The organism is Colwellia sp. BRX8-5 (assembly GCF_014077325.1).
Lineage (GTDB): Bacteria > Pseudomonadota > Gammaproteobacteria > Enterobacterales > Alteromonadaceae > Colwellia_A.
This window is the reverse complement of the sequence record NZ_JACGVR010000013.1, coordinates 57402-77553: the sequence shown is the minus strand read 5'-3', so window position 1 is coordinate 77553 and position 20152 is coordinate 57402. Positions and strand designations below refer to the sequence as shown.

Below are 20152 nucleotides of genomic sequence, written 5' to 3'. Positions count from 1 at the left end.
GAATTTATTCGTTTAATCGCTATGAGTATATTTAATCAATATCATGATTTCATCCGAAGAGAAACCTCGAGACTGCATAAATCGAATGCGTTTTAATTTATCTTTTTGGTCTTTAATTGTACTTTCGCCAAAGCGTTTATTATACGCAAGCTCGGCTTGAAGATACCAATCAATTTGCTGATTTTTACTCAGTTCAGCTATAATAGTATCGCAAACACCTTTTTGTTCCAATTCATTGCTAATATAAAGCCAACCATAACCTTTATTAAGACGGCTACCAAACAAAGATTCGGCAAAACGTTGGTCACTCAAATAGTTTTTTTTAATTAGAAATTCAAGGACTGGCGTAATTTCATCTTCACTGTGTTGACGAAATTTGAGCTTTTGCATTAACTCTTCATAAGAATGCTCGCGACGAGAGAGGATACCTACCGAACAATGTAAGATAGCTTTGTTCAATGATTCATCACCTTTAAAGACGTTTTACCGCTTATTTTACCTTTAAATTAACGGATAATTATAGTGTTCAATTATTTAAATTTTAGATAAATAATAAGTTTTTACTTTGAGTGAATAATCACGCAGAATAAGTTGTTATAAAAGTAAGCGTAAAGTTTGCAGATAAACAGCAAAATAAAACAGGGATCTGTATGAAGGTATGTTTTAAGAACCTCAGTCAAATGTTCACCATTTTTTGTATAACATTATTGCTTTCTGCCTGTGGTGGTTCTAATGATAAATCAAAAAATTACGCCATCAACGCTGATGTTTCAACGATTAGCTTTAGCAATGAGATAATTACTGAGTTTGACGATTCAATAACCGTTAATGTTACTTTTGCTGGCGACGGTTTATTAGTGGGTTATGCCCCTGACTCCCAACCCGTGGGCTGGCTAGCCTTTAGAACTGAAAACCTAACCAGTAATTCTGCCACTGTTCATATTGATTTAACCCAAGCAGACCAAATTAATTTAGGTGAATACGTCACAAAGCTGCGTTTTTCAACGGGCGAACTCTCTGATAATGGCGCAACCTTAGTGCATCATGACATCAACGTTTCATTACTTATTTGGCAAGCAAATATAGATACTGAGCTGGTCAGTTTTCGTGGCACCTTTGGTGATCTCAGCATTCCTAGCCAAACAATCGCTATCACCAGTGAGAGTAATAACTGGCAGTTAAGCAGTGATATTGACTGGATAACTTTTGACATATCTTCGGGCTCAGGTGATGCAACGGTCACCGTTACCCCCAATATTAGCAGTTTTACTGCCGCGCAGTTAGCAAGCGGAAATATTATACTCACCGAAACAACAACGGGTGATACTAAGCTTATCCCTGTAGAAGTTGGTTTAGATAATCAATATTTGTATGCCAACCAAGCCAGCTTGGCTTTTACGTCAACCGCGAATATTTCAGTGCTTGAGCAAACCATCAAAGTCAGTACCAACAGCAGCGCTGAAATAAATTGGCAAGCAAGTTCCGCCTCAACCTGGTTAACCTTAACAAAACTCGACAATGATTTTCTTAAGGTTGCTGTTGATGTTAATGCCATGCCGGTAGCGGCGATAAGTCAAACTGAAATAACCCTCAATGCCATTGAAAATGAAGTTGTTATTGGGCATGTTCTACCGGTATCATTATTTCAAAGTACTGAGCAAACAGAAACTAAAGTCATCACGGACATAGCCGCAAATATCGATACCGTGATAGCAGCACCTAACATGCCCTACTTTTATGTTGGCTCAGAAAACAACTTACTTGTTTATCAACAATATAGTGGTGAATTAATTGCAACCATCGCTATCGCTCCTGATAACACCCTACTTGAGCAATTTATTGTTCATCCTGACGGTAGTAAATTACTAGCAAAAGCGCTTGAAGTTGTTATCAATGAAGACGAGACTACCACTGAAGTTGTTCATCGTTATAATATCAATTTAAGCGATTATAGTTTTACTGAAATTGCATCACCAACCATAGAGTTTGAACCTAGCCGTTACGTACAATTTTCTGGCCGATACTTTATTGTCACGCAAACACTTGAATACGCAAATGAAGAGTTACAACGCTTATTTTGGGATCGTGAAAATATCTTTTTCACGGAAACCATTGACCAAGCCAGTGAAACAGAAGCTTTATATGCATTAGACTTTCAAACAGCAACCTTAAATCGCTATAACGCAAAAATTAATGACTTTAGTCAAGATAAAATCATTACGAGCTTAACCCATGAATATAAACCAGAACGGTTAGCTGAAGCCGATAGTATTTCAAGCTTTGTCGTTAATGATAACGAAACGGCGCTTTATCTTATTAGCCCAACAAGTGAACACATTAGCTTCGATGGCACCGCTTTTACCGATATGGGATTACTCAACCAAGCAGACGGTGCAACGACGTTATTTGTTGAAAAGTCGAATAACAATTTTGCCCATTATCTTCGTTTTGTTCCCGCTAGCGGCTTCGTTGTGAATGTTTACAACCAAGCATCAGCACTGACTGCTACCATTGAAACTCAGGGACAACAGCCCACCAGCATTTATATTTCATCTGATAATAAACGCTTGTTAGTGAACGCGATAAATAGTACTCAAATAGAAATGGTAACTTTAGCGCAGTTTGATGTGTCGGCATCTCAGTTGTCTTTTAATACTACCTTAGGCAATGCCAGCGTTGCTAGCCAGGAATTGACTATTTCAGGCGTGAGTGATTCATGGCAAGCAACAACAGATGTTTCATGGTTATCTTTGACTCAAACAACAACGCAAGAGACTAAAACGCTTGTTATTTCCATTGATTCAAATGAGATCATCGGTTGGGGTTTATTTACCGGTATCATTACTATTACCGACCCAGAGACGGGTATCAATGTACAAGTAGTGATTGAGTTAGCGGTTGATGAAATAAGGTTATTCAGTAACGCTTCAGCACTAACCTTTACTTCACAAGCGGACAAGTCAACGCTCAGTCATACGGTAGATATTGTCACCAATAAATCCAGTGCGGTAGCTTGGCAAGCACAAAGTAATGTTAATTGGTTAACGTTAACGGCTGATACCGTTAATAATACCCTAGCGATCGACGCCGATCCAAGCAAAATAACGACTAATGGTTTGTACTATGGCGAAATCACCTTAGCACCGGTCAATAGTTCTGAAAGCGTCAAAGGTACAATAAAAGTCAGCTTTGAAAAAGGCGATTTTGACACAACAAGCATCAGTGAAATTGTTATCACTGATATTACACCTAATACCTCAGCTGTCGTATTAGACCCACTGCGTCCTAATATTTATATCGGCCAAGGTGATGTGATAAAAGTGTTTAATATTATTACTGGCGCTGCAATAACAACGATTAATTCACCGCTTGGCGGTGTTGATTTAACCGACTTGGTTATTCACCCTGATGGCTCACTCTTGTTAGCTTCAAATAGTGAAAACTACAACGATGAAAATGGGCAGCCGCAAACGCGTATTAATCATTATCAAATAAACCTTAACGATTTCAGTATTAACTTACTGCCAGCTGCTGACATAGATCTACAATCTAGGCCTAAAACTATTGCGATGGTCGCCGGTAAAGCCATTGTTATCAGTCAAGCGTTAGAATATGCAAACTTAGCTTTAGCGGTGCAGTTTTGGGATAGAGAAAATACTTTCAACTCACCCATTATCTATGACGTACCGGCAAGCAATCATGTTATTGCTTACAACACTAACACTTCAGCATTGCTACAATATACCTTAGCGTACAATGCCTTTACTGCTGAAAGTGTTCAACAAATTGCCAGTAATGAAAATATTAACAGCGCTTATAGTGGCGTTTTATTAAATATAGTCACCAGTAGTCGTGGCGCAGATCTTTATACAGCAAGCACCACTTCAGAGTGGACAACTTTTGATGGTACAAGTTTTACTGACCAAGGCGTTTTACGAGCGAGTATACGAACGGTTAACGTAGCCATTGACTCGGCTAATAATAGTTATTTCTATCGTTTAGATAGTAGTAGTAGTATTTTTATTCTCAGTAAATATGATGAAAACCAACAAGCCTTATTTACCGTCGGATATACTGCCGGTTCTTTTGACAGTTATATATCGCCAAACTACCAGCGAATTATTCACTACAATTCAACTGCAAATAGCTTAGTACTTGATTATATTCCTGATTAAGCTCAGCTACATATTGCACTTATATAATCCCGTGCTCGCACGGGATTTTTATTTCCACTAAAGCCTACTTATTTATCTTATTATGTATTTTACAAAAATAATCAAGGTAAAAGCTGACAACTTAACAATTCAGCTTTTTTAACCGGTTACTCACCGTTTTTAAACGTGCTGCATCTTGTAGCTTGGCCGAGTGCAACATAGAATAAATTCATTAGCTTTGTCTATACGATATTAACAAAGTCATTTAATTGTCTAACATTTAATAAAGGTCATTTATGAAAAAGCGCTTACTCGCCCCGCTTGCTATTGCTATCACATTAGCCGGTTGTCAGTCGTACGACGATAACAAGAATCAAACTAAAGAAAGTCAGCAAAAAATTAAAAAAGCTGAACATATAAATCCATTGTTCAGTGCATTTACTACGCCACACGGCATCCCCCCTTTTGATCAAATTAAAAAAAGTGATTACTTACCCGCATTTGAGCAAGCTATTAGTGAAAATAAAATAGAAATTTCCACTATTGCCAATGCCACTAACACAGCAACATTTGCAAATACCATTGAAGCGATGGAAAAGTCAGGTGATTTTCTTAACCGCGTCAGTAATGTATTTTACGGTTTAACCGGTTCAATGTCTGACGAAGAAATGCGCAATATTGCCAAAGCAGTATCACCACAATTATCAGCGCTAAATGACGACATTAATCTTAATGCAAAATTATTTGCTCGGGTAAAAACGGTTTATGACAAAAAAGATCAACTGAATTTACAAGTAAACGAATTAACCTTACTTGAGAAAACCTACAAAGGTTTTGTCCGTGGTGGTGCTAATTTATCAGATGCTGACAAAGTAAAATTACGTCAATTTAATACCCAATTGAGTGAATTAAGCTTAAAATTTGGCGAAAATTTATTACACGAAACGAACAGCTTTGAAATGGTTATTGATAACAAGGCTGATCTAAACGGTTTACCTGATGATATTATTGCCGCCGCAGCTGTTACGGCAAGCGATAGAGGCCATGAGGGTAAATGGGTATTCACCACTCATCGTCCTAGCAAAAATCCCTTTCTAACCTATGCAACTAACCGTAAATTACGGGAAACCTTATATAAAGGTTACACCATGCGCGGTAACAATGACGATGAGTTTGATAACAAGAGTATTGCTGCAGAAACAGCCAGCTTACGTTACCAAAAGGCACAGTTATTAGGTTATAAAACTCACGCACATTTTGTCCTTGAAAATGCGACGGCTAAAACACCTGAAAACGTATTTGGTTTATTAAATCAAGTATGGCCAGCTGCTTTAGCGAGAGCAAAAGAAGAGTCAGCTGATATGCAAAAGCTGGCTAACTCACAAGGCACTAAAATTGAAATAGAAGCTTGGGATTGGTGGTACTACGCTGAGAAAATTCGTAAAGCTCGCTACGATATAGATGCAGCAGAAACTAAGCCATATTTCTCGCTAGAAGGTACTTTACAGGGAATATTTTTCACCGCAGAGAAATTATGGGGCGTAACCTTCAAAGAACGCAACGACTTACCTAAATACCATGAAGATGTACGTACCTTTGAAGTCTTTGATAAAGACGGCAGCTATGTTGGTATTTATATGACTGACCATTACGTGCGCGAAAGTAAACGTGGTGGTGCTTGGATGAGCAGCTTCCGCAAACAACATCGTATGTATGGTGAAGAAGTTACCCCTATTATCTACAACGTATTAAATTATCCACGCCCGGTCGGTGATACGCCAACATTATTAACTTTTGATCAAGCATCGACCTTATTTCATGAATTCGGTCATGCAATTCAGGGCTTGTTGTCTAACGGTTATTACCGCTCACAAACAGGTACTGCTTTACCACGTGACTATGTTGAATATCCTTCACAAGTCATGGAAAATTGGATGACTGAACCAGAAGTATTAGCAAACTTTGCTAAGCACTATAAAACAGGTGAAGTTATTCCAATGGCATTAGTTGATAAAATTCAAGCTTCAGGTAAATTTAATCAAGGTTTTGGTACCACTGAATACCTTGGTGCAGCTTTACTTGACATGAGTTGGCATTCTTTAGAAACAGCAGAGCTGCAAGATGCTGCCGTATTTGAGAAAAAGGTCTTATCAGAAATTGGCTTAATCAAAGAGATATCACCTCGTTATAGAACAGGTTACTTTTCTCATATATTCTCTGGCGGTTATTCATCAGGTTATTACGGCTACATTTGGTCAAATATCTATGATGCAGATACATGGTTAGCGTTTAAAGAAAATGGCATATTCGATGAGAAAACTGCAGATTTATACCGTAAGCATATCTTAGAGCCCGGTGGTAGTGAAGATCCTACAATAATGTACCGTCGCTTTAGAGGTCAAGACCCTAAAGTTCAACCTTTGCTTGACCGTCGTGGTTTAACGACAACTAAGTAACGTTAACCCTAATATTATTAATATCCGTTATTTAAGACTCCGTCATGCTGATACTAGATTTATATGAGTCTCAGCATGACGATTTATAACTGAAAAAGATATTAACTGACATAACGCTTTATGGTTGCTAAAAAAACTAAGTGCTTATATTTACATGCTGATTTTATATCCAATAAAGTCCTTTTCAGCGGAATAACGTCCAGCTTTAAAAATTTTTAATAAAAGTTTATTTGTATTGTTTATAACCTAATAATGTAATAATAATATTCTTTCATCGCCATATAGCTCACTAAAGTTAACCCCCAATTATGAAGTTAAAATCTGCTGTATTACTCATATTGAAAGGTTTTGTAAAAATGAGTGTTATTTTCAATAACCGTAAAATAAAGCCTTCGCTGTTTTTATTTTTGCTGATACTTTTTCCTTCCTGCGTTTCATTCGCTGCAGTGCAATCAACTCGGTTTGAGCGTCTATCTATTGAAGATGGCCTACCACAAAGTGATGTAAATCAAATACTACAAGACAGACAAGGCTTCATATGGGCAGGAACTTCCAACGGGTTAGCACGTTATGACGGCTATACGTTTAAAGTATTTAAGCATAGTGGTAAAAATCAGAACTCACTAACAGGCAATGTGATTCGAACTATATTTGAAGATAAAAGTGCTAACCTCTGGATAGGTACAGAATTTGGACTTAATCACTTTAATCCGAGAACTGAACAGTTTAGACACTTTCGTTACAATGCTAATAAGCCAAATAGCTTAAGCCATGATGTTGTCAATGCAATAACTCAAGACCGCTTAGGCAATATCTGGATAGGTACTCGGGGCGGACTTAATCGTTTTGATCCAAAAACAGGGCAGTTTACTCATTATAAATATAATATAAATAATCCAAAGAGTTTAAGCCATAATAATGTCTGGGCAATATTAGAGGATAATAACGGCGAAATTTGGGTTGGCACTCATGCTGGTCTTAGTCGCTTTAATGCAAAAACCGAGCAATTTACTCATTACTTTCACAATGCTAACGACCCCAATAGCATAACTCAAGGACCAGTTTGGTCAATAATTACCGATAGACAAAATAATCTTTGGATGATTACTGAAAACGGCTTAAATCGATTTAGTCTGCAAACTGAGCAATTTACTCATTACCGCCATGAGGCTAATAATGCTAATAGTTTAAGTGATGGAATAGTTTTCACGTTAGCGGCTGATAAAAACGGCAACCTTTGGATTGGGACAAGTTTAGGATTGAATAGACTAAACCTTGAAACTGAGGCTTTCACCTATTACCGTCATGAAGAGGCTAATATAAATAGCTTAGGCTCTGGTGGTGTTATGGCTATTTTAGAGGACGGAGAAGGTAATATTTGGTCAGGGACTAACAAAGCGGGTCTTAGCCGCTTCAATCCAAAAATAGAACAGTTTGGACATTACCGTCGAGATGCCTTTACCCCCGGGAGCTTAAGTAGTAATTGGGTTGCTGCGATCGTTGAAGACCCGCAAGGCAACCTTTGGGTGGGGTTTGATTCAGAAGGCATTAATCGTTTTAATAAAAAAACTCAGCAGTTTGAGCATTATAGTATAAATAAAACTAACCCAGAAAATATAAGTAATAACGGGGTTAACGCAATAACTAAAGATCACCAAGGCAATATTTGGTTTAGCACTAGGAGTGCATTAAATAAATTCACCCTCAAAACGGAAGTATTCAGTAATTATTGGCATAACTTGGATGATTCAGACAGTTTAGGTAGCAGAGGTATCCAAGCGATAACTGAAGACAGCCAAAATAACCTTTGGATAGGTACTACTAATGGTCTAGATTATTTTCTCCCTAAAACTGCAAAATTTAGGACCTATCAGCATAGTGAAGTTAATTTAAACAGTTTGAGCCATAACCATGTTTTAGCAATAACTGAAGATAACCAAAAAAACCTTTGGGTGGCTACTGCTGAGGGCCTTAATTATTTCAATCCTAAGACTGAAGTATTTACTCATTATCGTCATGATATGACTCAACCAAGCAGTTTAAGTCATAATTATATTACCTCAATAGCTTTAGATGACGAGGGTAACCTTTGGGTAGGCACCATGAATGGCTTAAACCTTATGGATATGAAGTCGGGGGAGTTTATACGTTTTACCGAAGAGGACGGATTACCTGATAGCACCATTTATGCAATAGAGATTGATGATCAAGGTTATTTATGGATAAGTACCAATCAAGGCTTATCTCAATTTAACCCCAAGTCTAAAACGTTTAAAAATTATGATGTTGCCGATGGCTTACAAAGTAATGAATTTAATGCTGGCGCTTCTTATAAGAGTGACAGTGGCGAATTGTTTTTTGGCGGCATTAATGGTTTTAATCGATTTTTTCCTAATAAGCTAATTCAGGATAACAATAAACCTGTGGTCGTTTTCACCGAAATGCTATTGTTGAATCAATCAGTCGCTATCGATGCCAATAAAGAACACGATAAAAATAAGGCAAAACCAGAAGATGGTACATTTTTTTTGGAGAAAGGGATCCATGCAACATCAGCAATCACTTTAACCCACAAAGAAAATTTAGTGGCGTTTGAGTTTAGTGCTTTACATTTTTCGGCCCCAAAAAAAAATCAATATGCATACAAGCTTGAAGGTTTTGATGACCATTGGATAATGACCGATTATAAAAATCGCCGAGCAACGTACACAAATCTATCTGGTGGTGAATACTTACTAAGAGTAAAAGCAAGCAACCCTGATGGTATTTGGAATGAAGAAGGTGTTTCACTTAAAATAACCGTGCTACCACCGTTCTGGAACTCTTGGTGGGCATATACCTTATATTTCATCTCATCTTTGTTCATATTAGTCTTTTTTATTAGGGCTCATCAAAAAAAAGCAATTTTTGAACGTGACCTTATTAAGCAATTAGAGCATCAAGTTTCCACACAAACGGCTTCAATCAAACAAGAATCGAAAAAGGTTATTAAAGCGAATGAAGTTAAATCTCAATTCTTAGCGAATATGAGCCATGAGATAAGAACACCTTTAACCTCTATTATTGGCCAAACTGAAGCGATATTACATGGTGATATTGATAACAGTGCTGACAGCATAAAAGTTATATATAATAATAGCTTGCACTTGCTGAGCTTATTGAATGACACCCTAGATTTAAGCAAAATAGAGGCAAATAAATTTGAATTAGAAATAACGGCCTTAGATCTGATACAAATACTTGTCGACATTAAAAATATTTTCTCAGAACAAGCTAAATCTAAAGGCTTAAATTTTACCATATACCATACTTTGCCCTCCCCTTTTATGATCAATATTGATGGCTTTCGTTTAAAGCAAATTCTTATTAACCTTTGTTCAAATGCCATTAAGTTCACTGAAAAAGGGGATGTTGCTATTGAAATATACGCGCAACATTATAATCATATCAACGAATTAACCTTCAAAATACGTGATACAGGCATAGGTATCAGTGATGAACAATTAAGAAGAGTGTTTGACGCCTTTACGCAAGCAGATACCAGCATTAGTCGGCGCTTTGGTGGCTCAGGTTTAGGGTTGAATTTATCTGAAAAATTAGCAGACTTCATGGGGGGAATAATCGATGTTGAAAGTGAGATAGGTCAAGGCAGTATTTTTACTTTGATATTACCGTTCACTCCCACCAGTTCAACTGAGATTGTAAAAGAATTCGAAGTAACAAAGAAGACCTTCAGTGGCGCTATTTTATTGGCTGAAGACCATGATGATAATAGGCATTTAATGAGCAGGCTACTGACCGGACTAGGTTTTGAGGTTTATACTGCGACAAACGGCTACGAAGTAATAGCGTCTTACTTTAAAAATAAACCTGATTTAATCTTACTTGATATTCAGATGCCCAAAATGGATGGTATAGAAGCGATAAAAATTCTAAGAGCTAGATCTTGTGAAGTACCGATTATTGCATTAACGGCAAATACCTTAGCCAAAGATCTAGAACAATATTTAGCGCTAGGATTTAATGGATTTCAAGCTAAGCCTTTTGAGCGACAAAACTTTATCAATACCATCGCTAAGTATTTTGAACAGCCTATCAAAACCAACCACGAAGACAATAGCTCGCTAACTAATAGCAACATTGATATATCTGATTTGGTTGCTAAATTTGAAGTGGGTTTAATTGCAGAACATAAAAACTTCATATTGTTGAACCAAACGAATGATAATGATGCACTTGCTAAGCAAGCACATAAACTAGCTGGAGCCGCACAAATGTTTGGTTATAGCAACATAACACGAGTCGCAATGAGCTTAGAGTCCAATATTAAGAAAAAAAATTCTGCCGATATTAAATCTAGCACCCATGAGCTTATTGCGGCGTTATTAACGGTTATTAACAAAAGTGACTGATAACGTTTCTCATCATTTTATCTGTTAGCACATTTGAAGCATATTAATCCGGCTATTAGCACCATATCCTACTGTTCGTCGTAAACGTAAAAACCCCAGTAAGTGCAAACTTACTGGGGTTTTTTATCAGCTTAAACTAAAAGAAACACTTACTTCATGTAAGGGTCACTTTCAAAAAAAGCAAAAACGGTATCAAAGGCAGGTTCTTGATATTGCTTCAAGCCGGTATCACGAAAATCAATATCTATTTGACTTCTTACCAGGGTTTTCTTAACAAAACTACCCGCAATAATTTCTACTTGTAGTTCTTTTATAAGTTGAATACACGCTTCTAATTTAAAGCCGATCGGTCCACCAGAAAATTTACCTTTTAAAGCACGACCACGGATAACAACTTTATCAACGTGATAGTCTTCCATCAATTTAGCAAAGGTAAATTGGAAGTGTTGTACTGCTTCGGAATCACCTGCATCTACTAAAGATATTTTTTGCACGCGTGTTTGCGGAATATCATACAAACCGTTTTCACGTGACATAATACAAATAATTGCATCATTACCTTTTAATTCAACACCACATATTCTCATAACTTACCCTCATTAAATTCGCGGTCGCATTATATACCGAAACAGTGAATACCGAAACAGTTAATGACATTAGTTGTATTACCCTATAGTGTTGCTTTTAATTTAATCCCCTTTTGCTTAGTAAAATCAAGATAATCTTCTAAGGCTTTGGGGTTACCTTTATTTTTCTGGCAAACACTTTTTTGATATTGATAACTAAACATATCAAACCATTGATCCAATAATTGTCCATTGACCGGTTCTTTTGCCATTGTTAACATTTTTGCCGCGACTTCTGCGGTAGCAAATTGATAGTTTTCTTCGGCAATGCGTATTTGATAGCGAGAGGTATTAGCCGCTTCGTCAAGTAAATGTGGGTCAAAAGCAGCAATGGGGAATTGGTTCAAGTAAGGACTTTTACGAAACATTTTTTTCGCTTCACGCCAGCAACCATCCAACATAACAAAGAGTGGTCTTTTACCTGAAGGTATGGTCATTTCATTACAAAAAACCTCACGTTCAGCCTGTGCATACTGTTGAGGAAAAACAACATAAGGTTGCCATTGCTCGTCGTTTAAAATGGCTAACATTTCTTTATTTTCTTTAGTTCTTGACCAAAGAAATGCAAAGGTATCTGGCACGACATCAGCAATTAACTTGCCTGTATTACTTGGTTTTAGTACTTCTGTGTCATACATCAATAATAAAAAACCGGCATTACTGGTAGAATTTGGCGAATATGAACAAATACAATGAGGTTTTGCTAGACGACATAAGTCACAACGTACAACACGTTGCCCACGAGACTTGTAAGTCGTCGTGCTCAGACTCATACGATAATGATGAAGTTTATGTACAGCGTGCATAAGTGTAATTAAGACCAATTCCAACATAAAAAAATAGCGGCAATTAAGGCCGCTACTTTAGTGATTTTTAGTTTGATGTGCAATGCTTAAAATTGCGGTTTACTGAATAAATTAACTTACTCAAACCCATTGGGGTTTTGTGACTGCCAGCGCCAAGTATCAGCAATCATAGTATTTAAATTACGTGTTGCTTGCCAGCCTAATAGGCTGTTTGCTAATGATGCATTAGCGTAAACAGTGCCAATATCACCCGCGCGGCGCGGTACAACTTTATAAGCGATGTTTTGACCACTAATTTGTTCAAAAGTATTCACTATTTCTAATACCGATGTACCATTTCCCGTACCGATATTAATGGCTTTACAGCCTTGTATTTTTGTTAAACTCTCTAACGCTTTAACATGACCAATCGCTAAATCTACCACATGAATGTAATCACGAACACCGGTGCCGTCTGGCGTGTCGTAATCATCTCCAAAGACTTGTAGTTGAGGTAAACGTCCTACAGCTACTTGGGCAACATAAGGTAATAAATTATTAGGAATACCATTAGGATTTTCACCAATAGTCCCTGATTCATGTGCGCCAATCGGGTTAAAATAACGCAGACATGCGATTGACCATTCGCTATCACTTTTCGCTAAATCAAACAGCACATGCTCAACCATTAATTTAGTTTGCCCATATGGGTTAGTCGCAGAAGTTGGCATAGTTTCATCTAATGGTGATGGATTATTCTCACCGTAGACAGTTGCAGATGAGCTAAAAACTAAATTTTTAACGCCATGTTTAGCCATCACCTGAAATAAAGTAACAGAGCCTGAGACATTATTTTGATAATAACTCAGTGGAATTTCGTTTGATTCACCAACCGCTTTTAAGCCAGCAAAGTGCACAACTGCTTCGATATTATATTGCTCAAAAACAGCATCGAGCGCTGCTTCATCGCAAATATCAGCTTTAATAAAGGTTACTGTTTTCCCGGTAATCGCTTTAACGCGATCAAGGACTAAGGTAGATGAATTTGATAAGTTATCAACGATAACAATATCTTTATCTAATTTAAGTAACTCTACCACGGTATGACTACCGATATATCCAGTACCGCCGGTGATTAATAAACTCATTTTTAGTCCTTGTTTAAATAGATCCGAGATCTTAAAGCCGTCATATTGATACTGAAATTCATTCAGGATGACGATGGAAAAGTGATACTTTATTTGATCACTGTGTTATGAGTGATATTCTGACACTGTCGCGATAAACTTACTAAGGATTTTTTGGATAATTAAATGTCTACCGTGTCTGCTCGACTGTTACCTTAGCCTCAATGCTCAATGCTCAATGCTCAATATTATCAGGCTAAATTCTACGCAAAAATATTATAAGTGATTTAATACATCCCAAATAAACATAGTAGCCGTTATGTTTTACTATCCAACAATATAAAGTACAGACAAGACTTTACCGCTACTTTATTGGTTTGGCTGAATTAACATTATCCTTCTGCGAGCTCTCTTGCACAAAGGAACGCTTTTATTTCATCACGAGAACCCAAAATATGCTGTTTTAACAAAGCAACAGACTTTTCAATATTACCTGCTTTACATAGAGCGAGTAATTCATTGTGTTCAGATTCTGCTTTTGAAATACCCCCTGCCCATAATAAATGCATGCGAATATAACGGTCTGCATTTTTATTCAAAGTGTTAACTAAGTCTTGTGTTTGCGGACGATTTGCCCCTGAGTATAAACAGTTATGGTAATCAGAGTTCAATTCGCTCCAGGTATTAGCCGCATTTTCTTTACCAAGCGCTTTGTCTAATTTCCCAAGAAGTTCTGTCGCTTCGTCAAGTTTTTCAACCGTAAGACGAGGGATTGATGACGCCAACAAGTCAGCTTCCAACATAGCACGCAGTTCAAATAATTCATCAACTTGACTAGCATTTAGCTCGGTAGCTGTAGCGCCTTTATGCGGTTCAAAAGCAACTAAACCTTCAGCTTCTAATTGTAGTAACGCTTCACGTACCGGAATTCGACTAACATTTAACTCTTCGGCTAATGCCGCTTGCCGTAAAGGTTGTCCTGCTTGAATTTCGCCACTGAGGATCTTCTCTCTAAGGGTTTCAACAACTAACTGAGTTCGGGTTTTATAAACAATGGTCATAAAGTACTTCTCTTGCAAGTGTGCTGACATTATAAGGGTTTATTAGCTAAAAAAAAGCGACTAACAAATATTAGCCGCTTATTGTTGTTATCAATGAAAGTTATAACTTCAAACCTACCGACTTAATAATCTAGTTAGTGACTCATAGGGCTGATTTTAATAACCAATGATTGGGGGAGGAGTTGATTTGCATTCCCAACAGTGATTACGATCATTTAATTAGCGCTAAACGTATGGCTTACCTTGTTTTTTTTATGAATACACTTCAACTTCTGTTGGTACCTTATTGTCAATTAAATGATGATTTCATAGACAATCGCTAAATCATTTTTACGCGATATTAAAGTATTTCACTTGCAACAAGATTGGCCTTTAAGTTGGCCTCTAATTAGGGATAAATTCTATGAATTATTATTATCAGCTCTTTAAAGTAGCACTTGCTGAAATCACCCATTTTAAAAGCCATTTACTTGTCTTTGAAAAGAGCTCAGCTAGCACTATTATGTGTCAATTTACCCATCCCCCTTTTAATGACAAATAAAATAAAGACTAGCCAGCTAGTTAAAAATTCTTTAAGTAACACAACTATTACAGGGCATTAATCGACGTATAAAGTTATTAACATCAACACCCTTTTATGACGAAAAAAACGATGGAGATTACAATACAAAACTGGGACTTGGCATTTTTATGCGTTAAAATAACGCAATATTATATTAAATAATAACATCACCAATAAGATAGCGATAACCACAACTTGGTCGTATTATACAACGAACTACAATCCTTTTTTAATTGATTTTAAGCTCCATAGAGTAATTTTTTTCATATATAACTTGGCAAACACAAAGGCTTACCATGCAAAACCACCAAATAATAAAAAAAAGAATATTCACTTTACTGTTATTGGTTACTGCAATGGCAGTATTTATGCCAAAATCTGCAGCAACCACGATCATTTTAGACTTCACGACTATCGACTCTACTGATATGTATGGCGCTAAGACTAATGCTTTTGATGAATCTATCTATGGCTTTAGTAACATGGGATTAAATGACGTTATTAACAATATATCGTCGGCGATCAGCAATGACTTCTTTGGCTATAGCTATGCTGGTTTATCGGCTGGTAAAGAGCTAAATATTAATTTCGAAGTTGGCACAATAGGTTCAGGCCCAAGTAATGGCGATAATGAGTTCTCGTATTTTCAATTCGGTAACGTAACCAGTGGAGAGTCACATTTAGGCCATGCCTGCTCAGGATGTGCTTTAACATCGTATTGGCAAGGGAAGGTTATTGGTTCAATTTTCACCAATAATATAGCAACAGACTTAGCCCGCTATGCCACTAATAATAAAGAACTGATTAACCTGATAGCTGGTACAGCATCACATGAAATTGGCCATTCTCTTTTCTTATCACATCCAGGGGGAAAAGAACTTAACCCCGGTGAGTCGGATTATGGTTTGATGGCAACAGGTGCTTCACAACCGTCTATGCCAAACGAGCAACGAGTACTAGACCGTGCCTTCTCTAATAGAAATTTCGATACTTTAATAACGAGAGTAGGTCTTCGAGATGTTCAAATCGCCGCTATTCCAGAGCCAAGTACTATTTTGTTATTGTTAAGTGCCTTACTTATGCTTATTGTAAAAAGAAAAAAATATTAGTGGTGACTTTTATTTTATTAAAAAATAGTTCTATAGTACAAAAAAAAATAGTCTTTTATACTAAGCTACTTACGTGTTTACTTTTTTTATTTATGCTACTAAATTCGTTTGTCGCTCATGGCGATCAAATATTTTTAAGCTCGCAAGCGCTTGTTAAAGTTTCTGATGTTGCCGTAACAGGAAAGCTAATACATAAACAAAATATAACACTTACAAACAAACAAGTTATTCGTGTGGGTGCTATTTATATCGAACAGGTATTTAAAGGGCTATCACCGAGTCAACAGAGTCTTTTAATAGAACTCCCACCTTTCACAGCTAATGGAATGTTAAAGAGTACTGATGTTGTTTTAGAAATAGGTAATGAGGGTCTCTGGTTATTAAAAAAGCACACTAATGGTCTTTATCGAGTAGAACGGACAGACGCCTTATTACCAAAAGAAAAAGCAACCATACTATTTAAGTGACCCCCATTAGTACCCCCTACTTAGATTGGCACTAGCGTGAACTAATACTGAGCGGTACTAACACTAAGGGGGGAACTTGTTATTAATAGGTCTCCTTGACCGCATAGTATTAATTTTAAAAGGTTCATGAAAAAGCTAAACTCATTAATGCAGTGAAACAGATGACATCGAACATTGTGCAGTTTCTTTACTTTGATAAATAGCTTGTTGGCTATCAATAATGTTAGCGTCTTTCGGTGCGAGTCTTAAGGCTTGTTCAATCGTTTGTTTTGCCAATTGGTTACAGCCTATCGCATTTAATGCATAAGCATAATTATTGAGGTAAGCAGACTCTTGTGTTGCTAATTTATAGCCTTGTTGATACCAAAAATTTGCTTGTTTTACATCGTGGCTTAAAAAGTAATTACCCAATAAAAAATAAGGTAGCCAATAATCTGGCCATTGCTTGGTTGCTTGGGTAAGCGCTGTTATGCCCGCTGAGCTTTTCCCTACTGAAATTAAATCTTGGGCTGCGCGCGTATAAATGAATGGCTTCAAATACTGACTGGCTTTAGTCGGGGGGAGCGCAGCTAAAAGCCAATATTTACCTCTAGCCCATGTTCTTTCAAAAACACTAAACTCAGCAACTCTATTAGCAAGGTCACCCGAATGCAGGGTAATAAGTTGTTTTTTTAAGTCATAACCGGTAACCACAGCATAATGCCACATCGGATACCAAGGCGTTGAGACATTTTGCAAAACAACAACAGGTATATCTTCGCTAACTAACGACAATAACTGAGCTAAATTACCTTCTTGTGCGTAAGCAACAAAACCAGCTTGACGAGCAGAAGCAACCATCTCAATTTGAAAGCTACCTTTTAACTTTGGAACAAATAACTCAGCCGCTAAGCTTTGTTGATCTTTTTCCACCCCATAATAATTAAAAACTTCAGACAGCGTTGCAGGACCACAAAAAAAATCTTGCTGGGGGAAGAAAGGTACGTTGTTAATTTGATGTTTAGCCGTAATGTCAGGCGGTGAAGCCAAGAGTGCCTTGCTTTGCGGTGGCGTTGCACAGCCATTAGCTAAAAACAAAAAGCTGACCAAAAGGCCAGCTTTACAAAAGGTATAATTTAACACCTATAATTTAATTTATGGGTCTAATGAATGAATAAACATCAGTTATACCCATTACATCCAAAACAGCTAAAACCACTAGCACAGTGACTATAGTACCAACGACTCCGCTAGCAGCAGGCATATCGTTTAGGGTTGAATTAAAAGTATTGAGTTCTTGTTGTGTCATATTAGCCACTCGAGTTCGAGCATCGGCAACATTAACCCCCAAAGAAACTAACTTTTCTTGAACTTCTGCACCATCAAGTAAGCTTAAAACTTGTTGGGTGTTATACAAACTTTGCTGCTGTTGAATAACATTGCTTGAAGGGATAACTGCGCCAAAAGCATTTGAGATGCTAAACAACACAGTAAATATTGCACAGGATACTATTGATATTTTTTTCATGTTATTGCTCGCTTAATGATTAATAGTGATACTTGTAAAATAAAATAAGGCTAACGACTAAGCGTTAATTACTTTAGCCAGTCACAAACCGTTATATATCAAAGTATGACTCTAGCACAGATAATTGAAAACCCTAACAATGTTAGGCGACGTCTTGATTTTATATAAGGTTAATCCGTTGTGCTTAGCTTAAATTTAAATAAAACAATTAGTTTGATTCAGCACAAAGTAATACTTTTCACATTTTATATAATACCCTAAACCCACTAAAACACTATTCTTATGAATCAACAGCTTATCGTTTTTTTAAAAGCATTACTCGGTAGTTGCAAAGACTTACTGCCAATAATTTTAGTGATCGCTTTTTTTCAATTTGCTGTTCTTCAACAACCCATGCCAAATATTGGTGATATTTTAGTAGGTTTAGCATTAGTTGTGCTCGGCCTGACTTTTTTTATTTATGGCCTAGAAATGGGACTATTTCCCATTGGCGAATCTATGGCACAAGCCTTTGCAAAAAAAGGCAGCATTAGTTGGTTACTTACCTTCGCTTTTTGCCTGGGCTTTGGCACCACCGTTGCCGAGCCTTCATTAATTGCTGTAGCCAAAGAAGCAGCAAGTGTGGCCGCCTCTGGTGGCATTATAAAAGATACTTTAGCCGCACAAATTTCCTATGCAAATGGACTGCGTTTTACTGTTGCATTTGCCGTAGGGCTTGCCATTGTGATTGGTGTATTACGTATTATACGTGGCTGGCCAATTCAATACCTCATCTTGGGAGGCTATGTACTTGTAGTGATGATGACTATGATTGCTCCAAGCTGGATAATCGGTATTGCTTACGATTCAGGTGGCGTGACTACATCAACCATTACCGTTCCCTTAGTCACTGCACTGGGCGTTGGTTTAGCTTCTGCAATCAAAGGTAGAAACCCGATGACCGATGGTTTTGGCTTAATCGCTTTAGCTTCATTAACCCCGATGGTTTTTGTGATGATTTACGGCATGGTGATCAATTAATGGCTTTACTTTTTGAGTTTTTAATTACCTTAAAAAACACCATTATTGACGTACTGCCAATACTGTCAATTATTTTAGGTTTCCAACTATTAGTGATCCGCAAACCCATTCCACATATTAAACAAGTCGGCTTTGGTTTTATTTATGTATTAATTGGTTTAGCTTTATTTTTACTGGGTCTAGAAAAAGCCTTATTTCCATTAGGTAAAATGATGGCAACACAATTAACAGCGCCAGAATTTATCCATACTGGCGAACAGGTATTAACTCGCATTCATTGGTCAGATTACTTCTGGGTATATATTTTTGCAGCTGCAATAGGTTTTAGCACTACAATTGCTGAGCCGTCATTGATTGCTGTAGCAATAAAGGCAGAAGAAGTTTCTGGTGGAGCCATAAAGGCCAATAGTTTACGAATATCTGTGGCGATTGGTGTTGCTATCGGTATCGCCCTTGGTAGTTATCGTATCGTGGTTGGTCATCCTATTCATTACTATATTATCTCTGGTTATATCGTTGTCGTTATTCAAACATTTTTTTGTCCTAAGCTAATTGTGCCTCTGGCTTACGACTCTGGCGGTGTAACCACATCAACAGTCACAGTCCCTTTAGTTGCCGCTTTAGGCTTAGGTTTAGCCAGTACCATTCCGGGACGTAGTCCACTGATTGATGGTTTTGGCTTAATCGCTTTTGCCAGTTTATTTCCTATTATTGCTGTAATGGCTTATGCACAATTAACCCAAGCAAAAGCCCAACAAATCGAACGAAAAAGTGAAAACAGAAAACGAATTAATATTAATAAACGCAGCTTAAGAAAAAAACAAGAGCCCTCAAAAAGCTCAAGACAAGATAAATTAAACAGGTGA

15 protein-coding genes are annotated in these 20152 nt (G+C 37.2%); 8 read left to right on the top strand and 7 right to left on the bottom strand.

The window, feature by feature from the left end; translation table 11 throughout:
- Positions 1 to 12: 12 nt before the first annotated feature.
- Positions 13 to 459, bottom strand: coding sequence for a regulatory protein RecX (locus H4J62_RS10755; protein ID WP_182216915.1), 447 nt, complete (start codon positions 457 to 459; stop codon positions 13 to 15).
- A 191-nt stretch (positions 460 to 650) separates the two neighbouring features.
- Here H4J62_RS10755 and H4J62_RS10750 point away from each other — a divergent pair, with 191 nt between their 5' ends.
- From H4J62_RS10750 to H4J62_RS10740, 3 genes are all read left to right on the top strand, one after another.
- Positions 651 to 4175, top strand: coding sequence for a BACON domain-containing protein (locus tag H4J62_RS10750; RefSeq protein WP_182216917.1), 3525 nt, complete (start codon positions 651 to 653; stop codon positions 4173 to 4175).
- A gap of 275 nt (positions 4176 to 4450) precedes the next feature.
- Complete coding sequence (locus H4J62_RS10745; protein ID WP_182216919.1) at positions 4451 to 6610, top strand: M3 family metallopeptidase; 2160 nt, start codon at positions 4451 to 4453, stop codon at positions 6608 to 6610.
- Between the two features lie 308 nt (positions 6611 to 6918).
- On the top strand, positions 6919 to 11022 hold the full coding sequence (locus H4J62_RS10740; RefSeq protein ID WP_182216920.1) for a hybrid sensor histidine kinase/response regulator: 4104 nt from the start codon (positions 6919 to 6921) through the stop codon (positions 11020 to 11022).
- Between the two features lie 149 nt (positions 11023 to 11171).
- Here H4J62_RS10740 and H4J62_RS10735 read toward each other — a convergent pair whose 3' ends face one another.
- From H4J62_RS10735 to H4J62_RS10720, 4 genes are all read right to left on the bottom strand, one after another.
- Complete coding sequence (locus tag H4J62_RS10735) at positions 11172 to 11609, bottom strand: DUF3010 family protein (protein ID WP_070375975.1); 438 nt, start codon at positions 11607 to 11609, stop codon at positions 11172 to 11174.
- Positions 11610 to 11692: 83 nt separating this feature from the next.
- Positions 11693 to 12454, bottom strand: a complete 762-nt coding sequence (locus H4J62_RS10730; protein ID WP_182216922.1) for a tRNA-uridine aminocarboxypropyltransferase — start codon at positions 12452 to 12454, stop codon at positions 11693 to 11695.
- A gap of 116 nt (positions 12455 to 12570) precedes the next feature.
- Entirely contained in the window at positions 12571 to 13581 is a 1011-nt protein-coding gene (galE, locus tag H4J62_RS10725; RefSeq protein ID WP_182216924.1) for a UDP-glucose 4-epimerase GalE, read from the bottom strand.
- Between the two features lie 371 nt (positions 13582 to 13952).
- Positions 13953 to 14621 carry a GntR family transcriptional regulator gene (locus H4J62_RS10720; RefSeq protein ID WP_070375969.1) on the bottom strand — a complete coding sequence of 223 codons (669 nt, stop codon included), beginning with the start codon at positions 14619 to 14621 and terminating at the stop codon, positions 13953 to 13955.
- 403 nt (positions 14622 to 15024) lie between these two features.
- Here H4J62_RS10720 and H4J62_RS10715 point away from each other — a divergent pair, with 403 nt between their 5' ends.
- The 3 genes from H4J62_RS10715 to H4J62_RS10705 all read left to right on the top strand — a co-directional run bounded on the left by H4J62_RS10715 (position 15025) and on the right by H4J62_RS10705 (position 16759).
- Positions 15025 to 15162, top strand: a complete 138-nt coding sequence (locus tag H4J62_RS10715; protein WP_182216521.1) for a hypothetical protein — start codon at positions 15025 to 15027, stop codon at positions 15160 to 15162.
- A gap of 317 nt (positions 15163 to 15479) precedes the next feature.
- Complete coding sequence (locus tag H4J62_RS10710; protein WP_182216520.1) at positions 15480 to 16292, top strand: PEP-CTERM sorting domain-containing protein; 813 nt, start codon at positions 15480 to 15482, stop codon at positions 16290 to 16292.
- Entirely contained in the window at positions 16292 to 16759 is a 468-nt protein-coding gene (locus H4J62_RS10705) for a hypothetical protein (RefSeq protein ID WP_182216518.1), read from the top strand. The genes H4J62_RS10710 and H4J62_RS10705 overlap by 1 nt, the downstream gene beginning before the upstream one ends.
- A 144-nt stretch (positions 16760 to 16903) precedes the next feature.
- Here H4J62_RS10705 and H4J62_RS10700 read toward each other — a convergent pair whose 3' ends face one another.
- Complete coding sequence (locus H4J62_RS10700) at positions 16904 to 17836, bottom strand: PA2778 family cysteine peptidase (protein WP_259364637.1); 933 nt, start codon at positions 17834 to 17836, stop codon at positions 16904 to 16906.
- Positions 17837 to 17888: 52 nt separating this feature from the next.
- Positions 17889 to 18266, bottom strand: a complete 378-nt coding sequence (locus H4J62_RS10695; RefSeq protein WP_182216513.1) for a PA2779 family protein — start codon at positions 18264 to 18266, stop codon at positions 17889 to 17891.
- Between the two features lie 282 nt (positions 18267 to 18548).
- On the opposite strand from H4J62_RS10695, the gene H4J62_RS10690 reads away from it, so the two are divergent.
- Both H4J62_RS10690 and H4J62_RS10685 read left to right on the top strand, forming a co-directional pair.
- Positions 18549 to 19286, top strand: a complete 738-nt coding sequence (locus H4J62_RS10690) for a DUF1538 domain-containing protein (RefSeq protein WP_182216512.1) — start codon at positions 18549 to 18551, stop codon at positions 19284 to 19286.
- Positions 19286 to 20152: a DUF1538 domain-containing protein gene (locus H4J62_RS10685; protein WP_182216510.1), complete on the top strand. Its 867-nt coding sequence runs from the start codon at positions 19286 to 19288 to the stop codon at positions 20150 to 20152. The genes H4J62_RS10690 and H4J62_RS10685 overlap by 1 nt, the downstream gene beginning before the upstream one ends.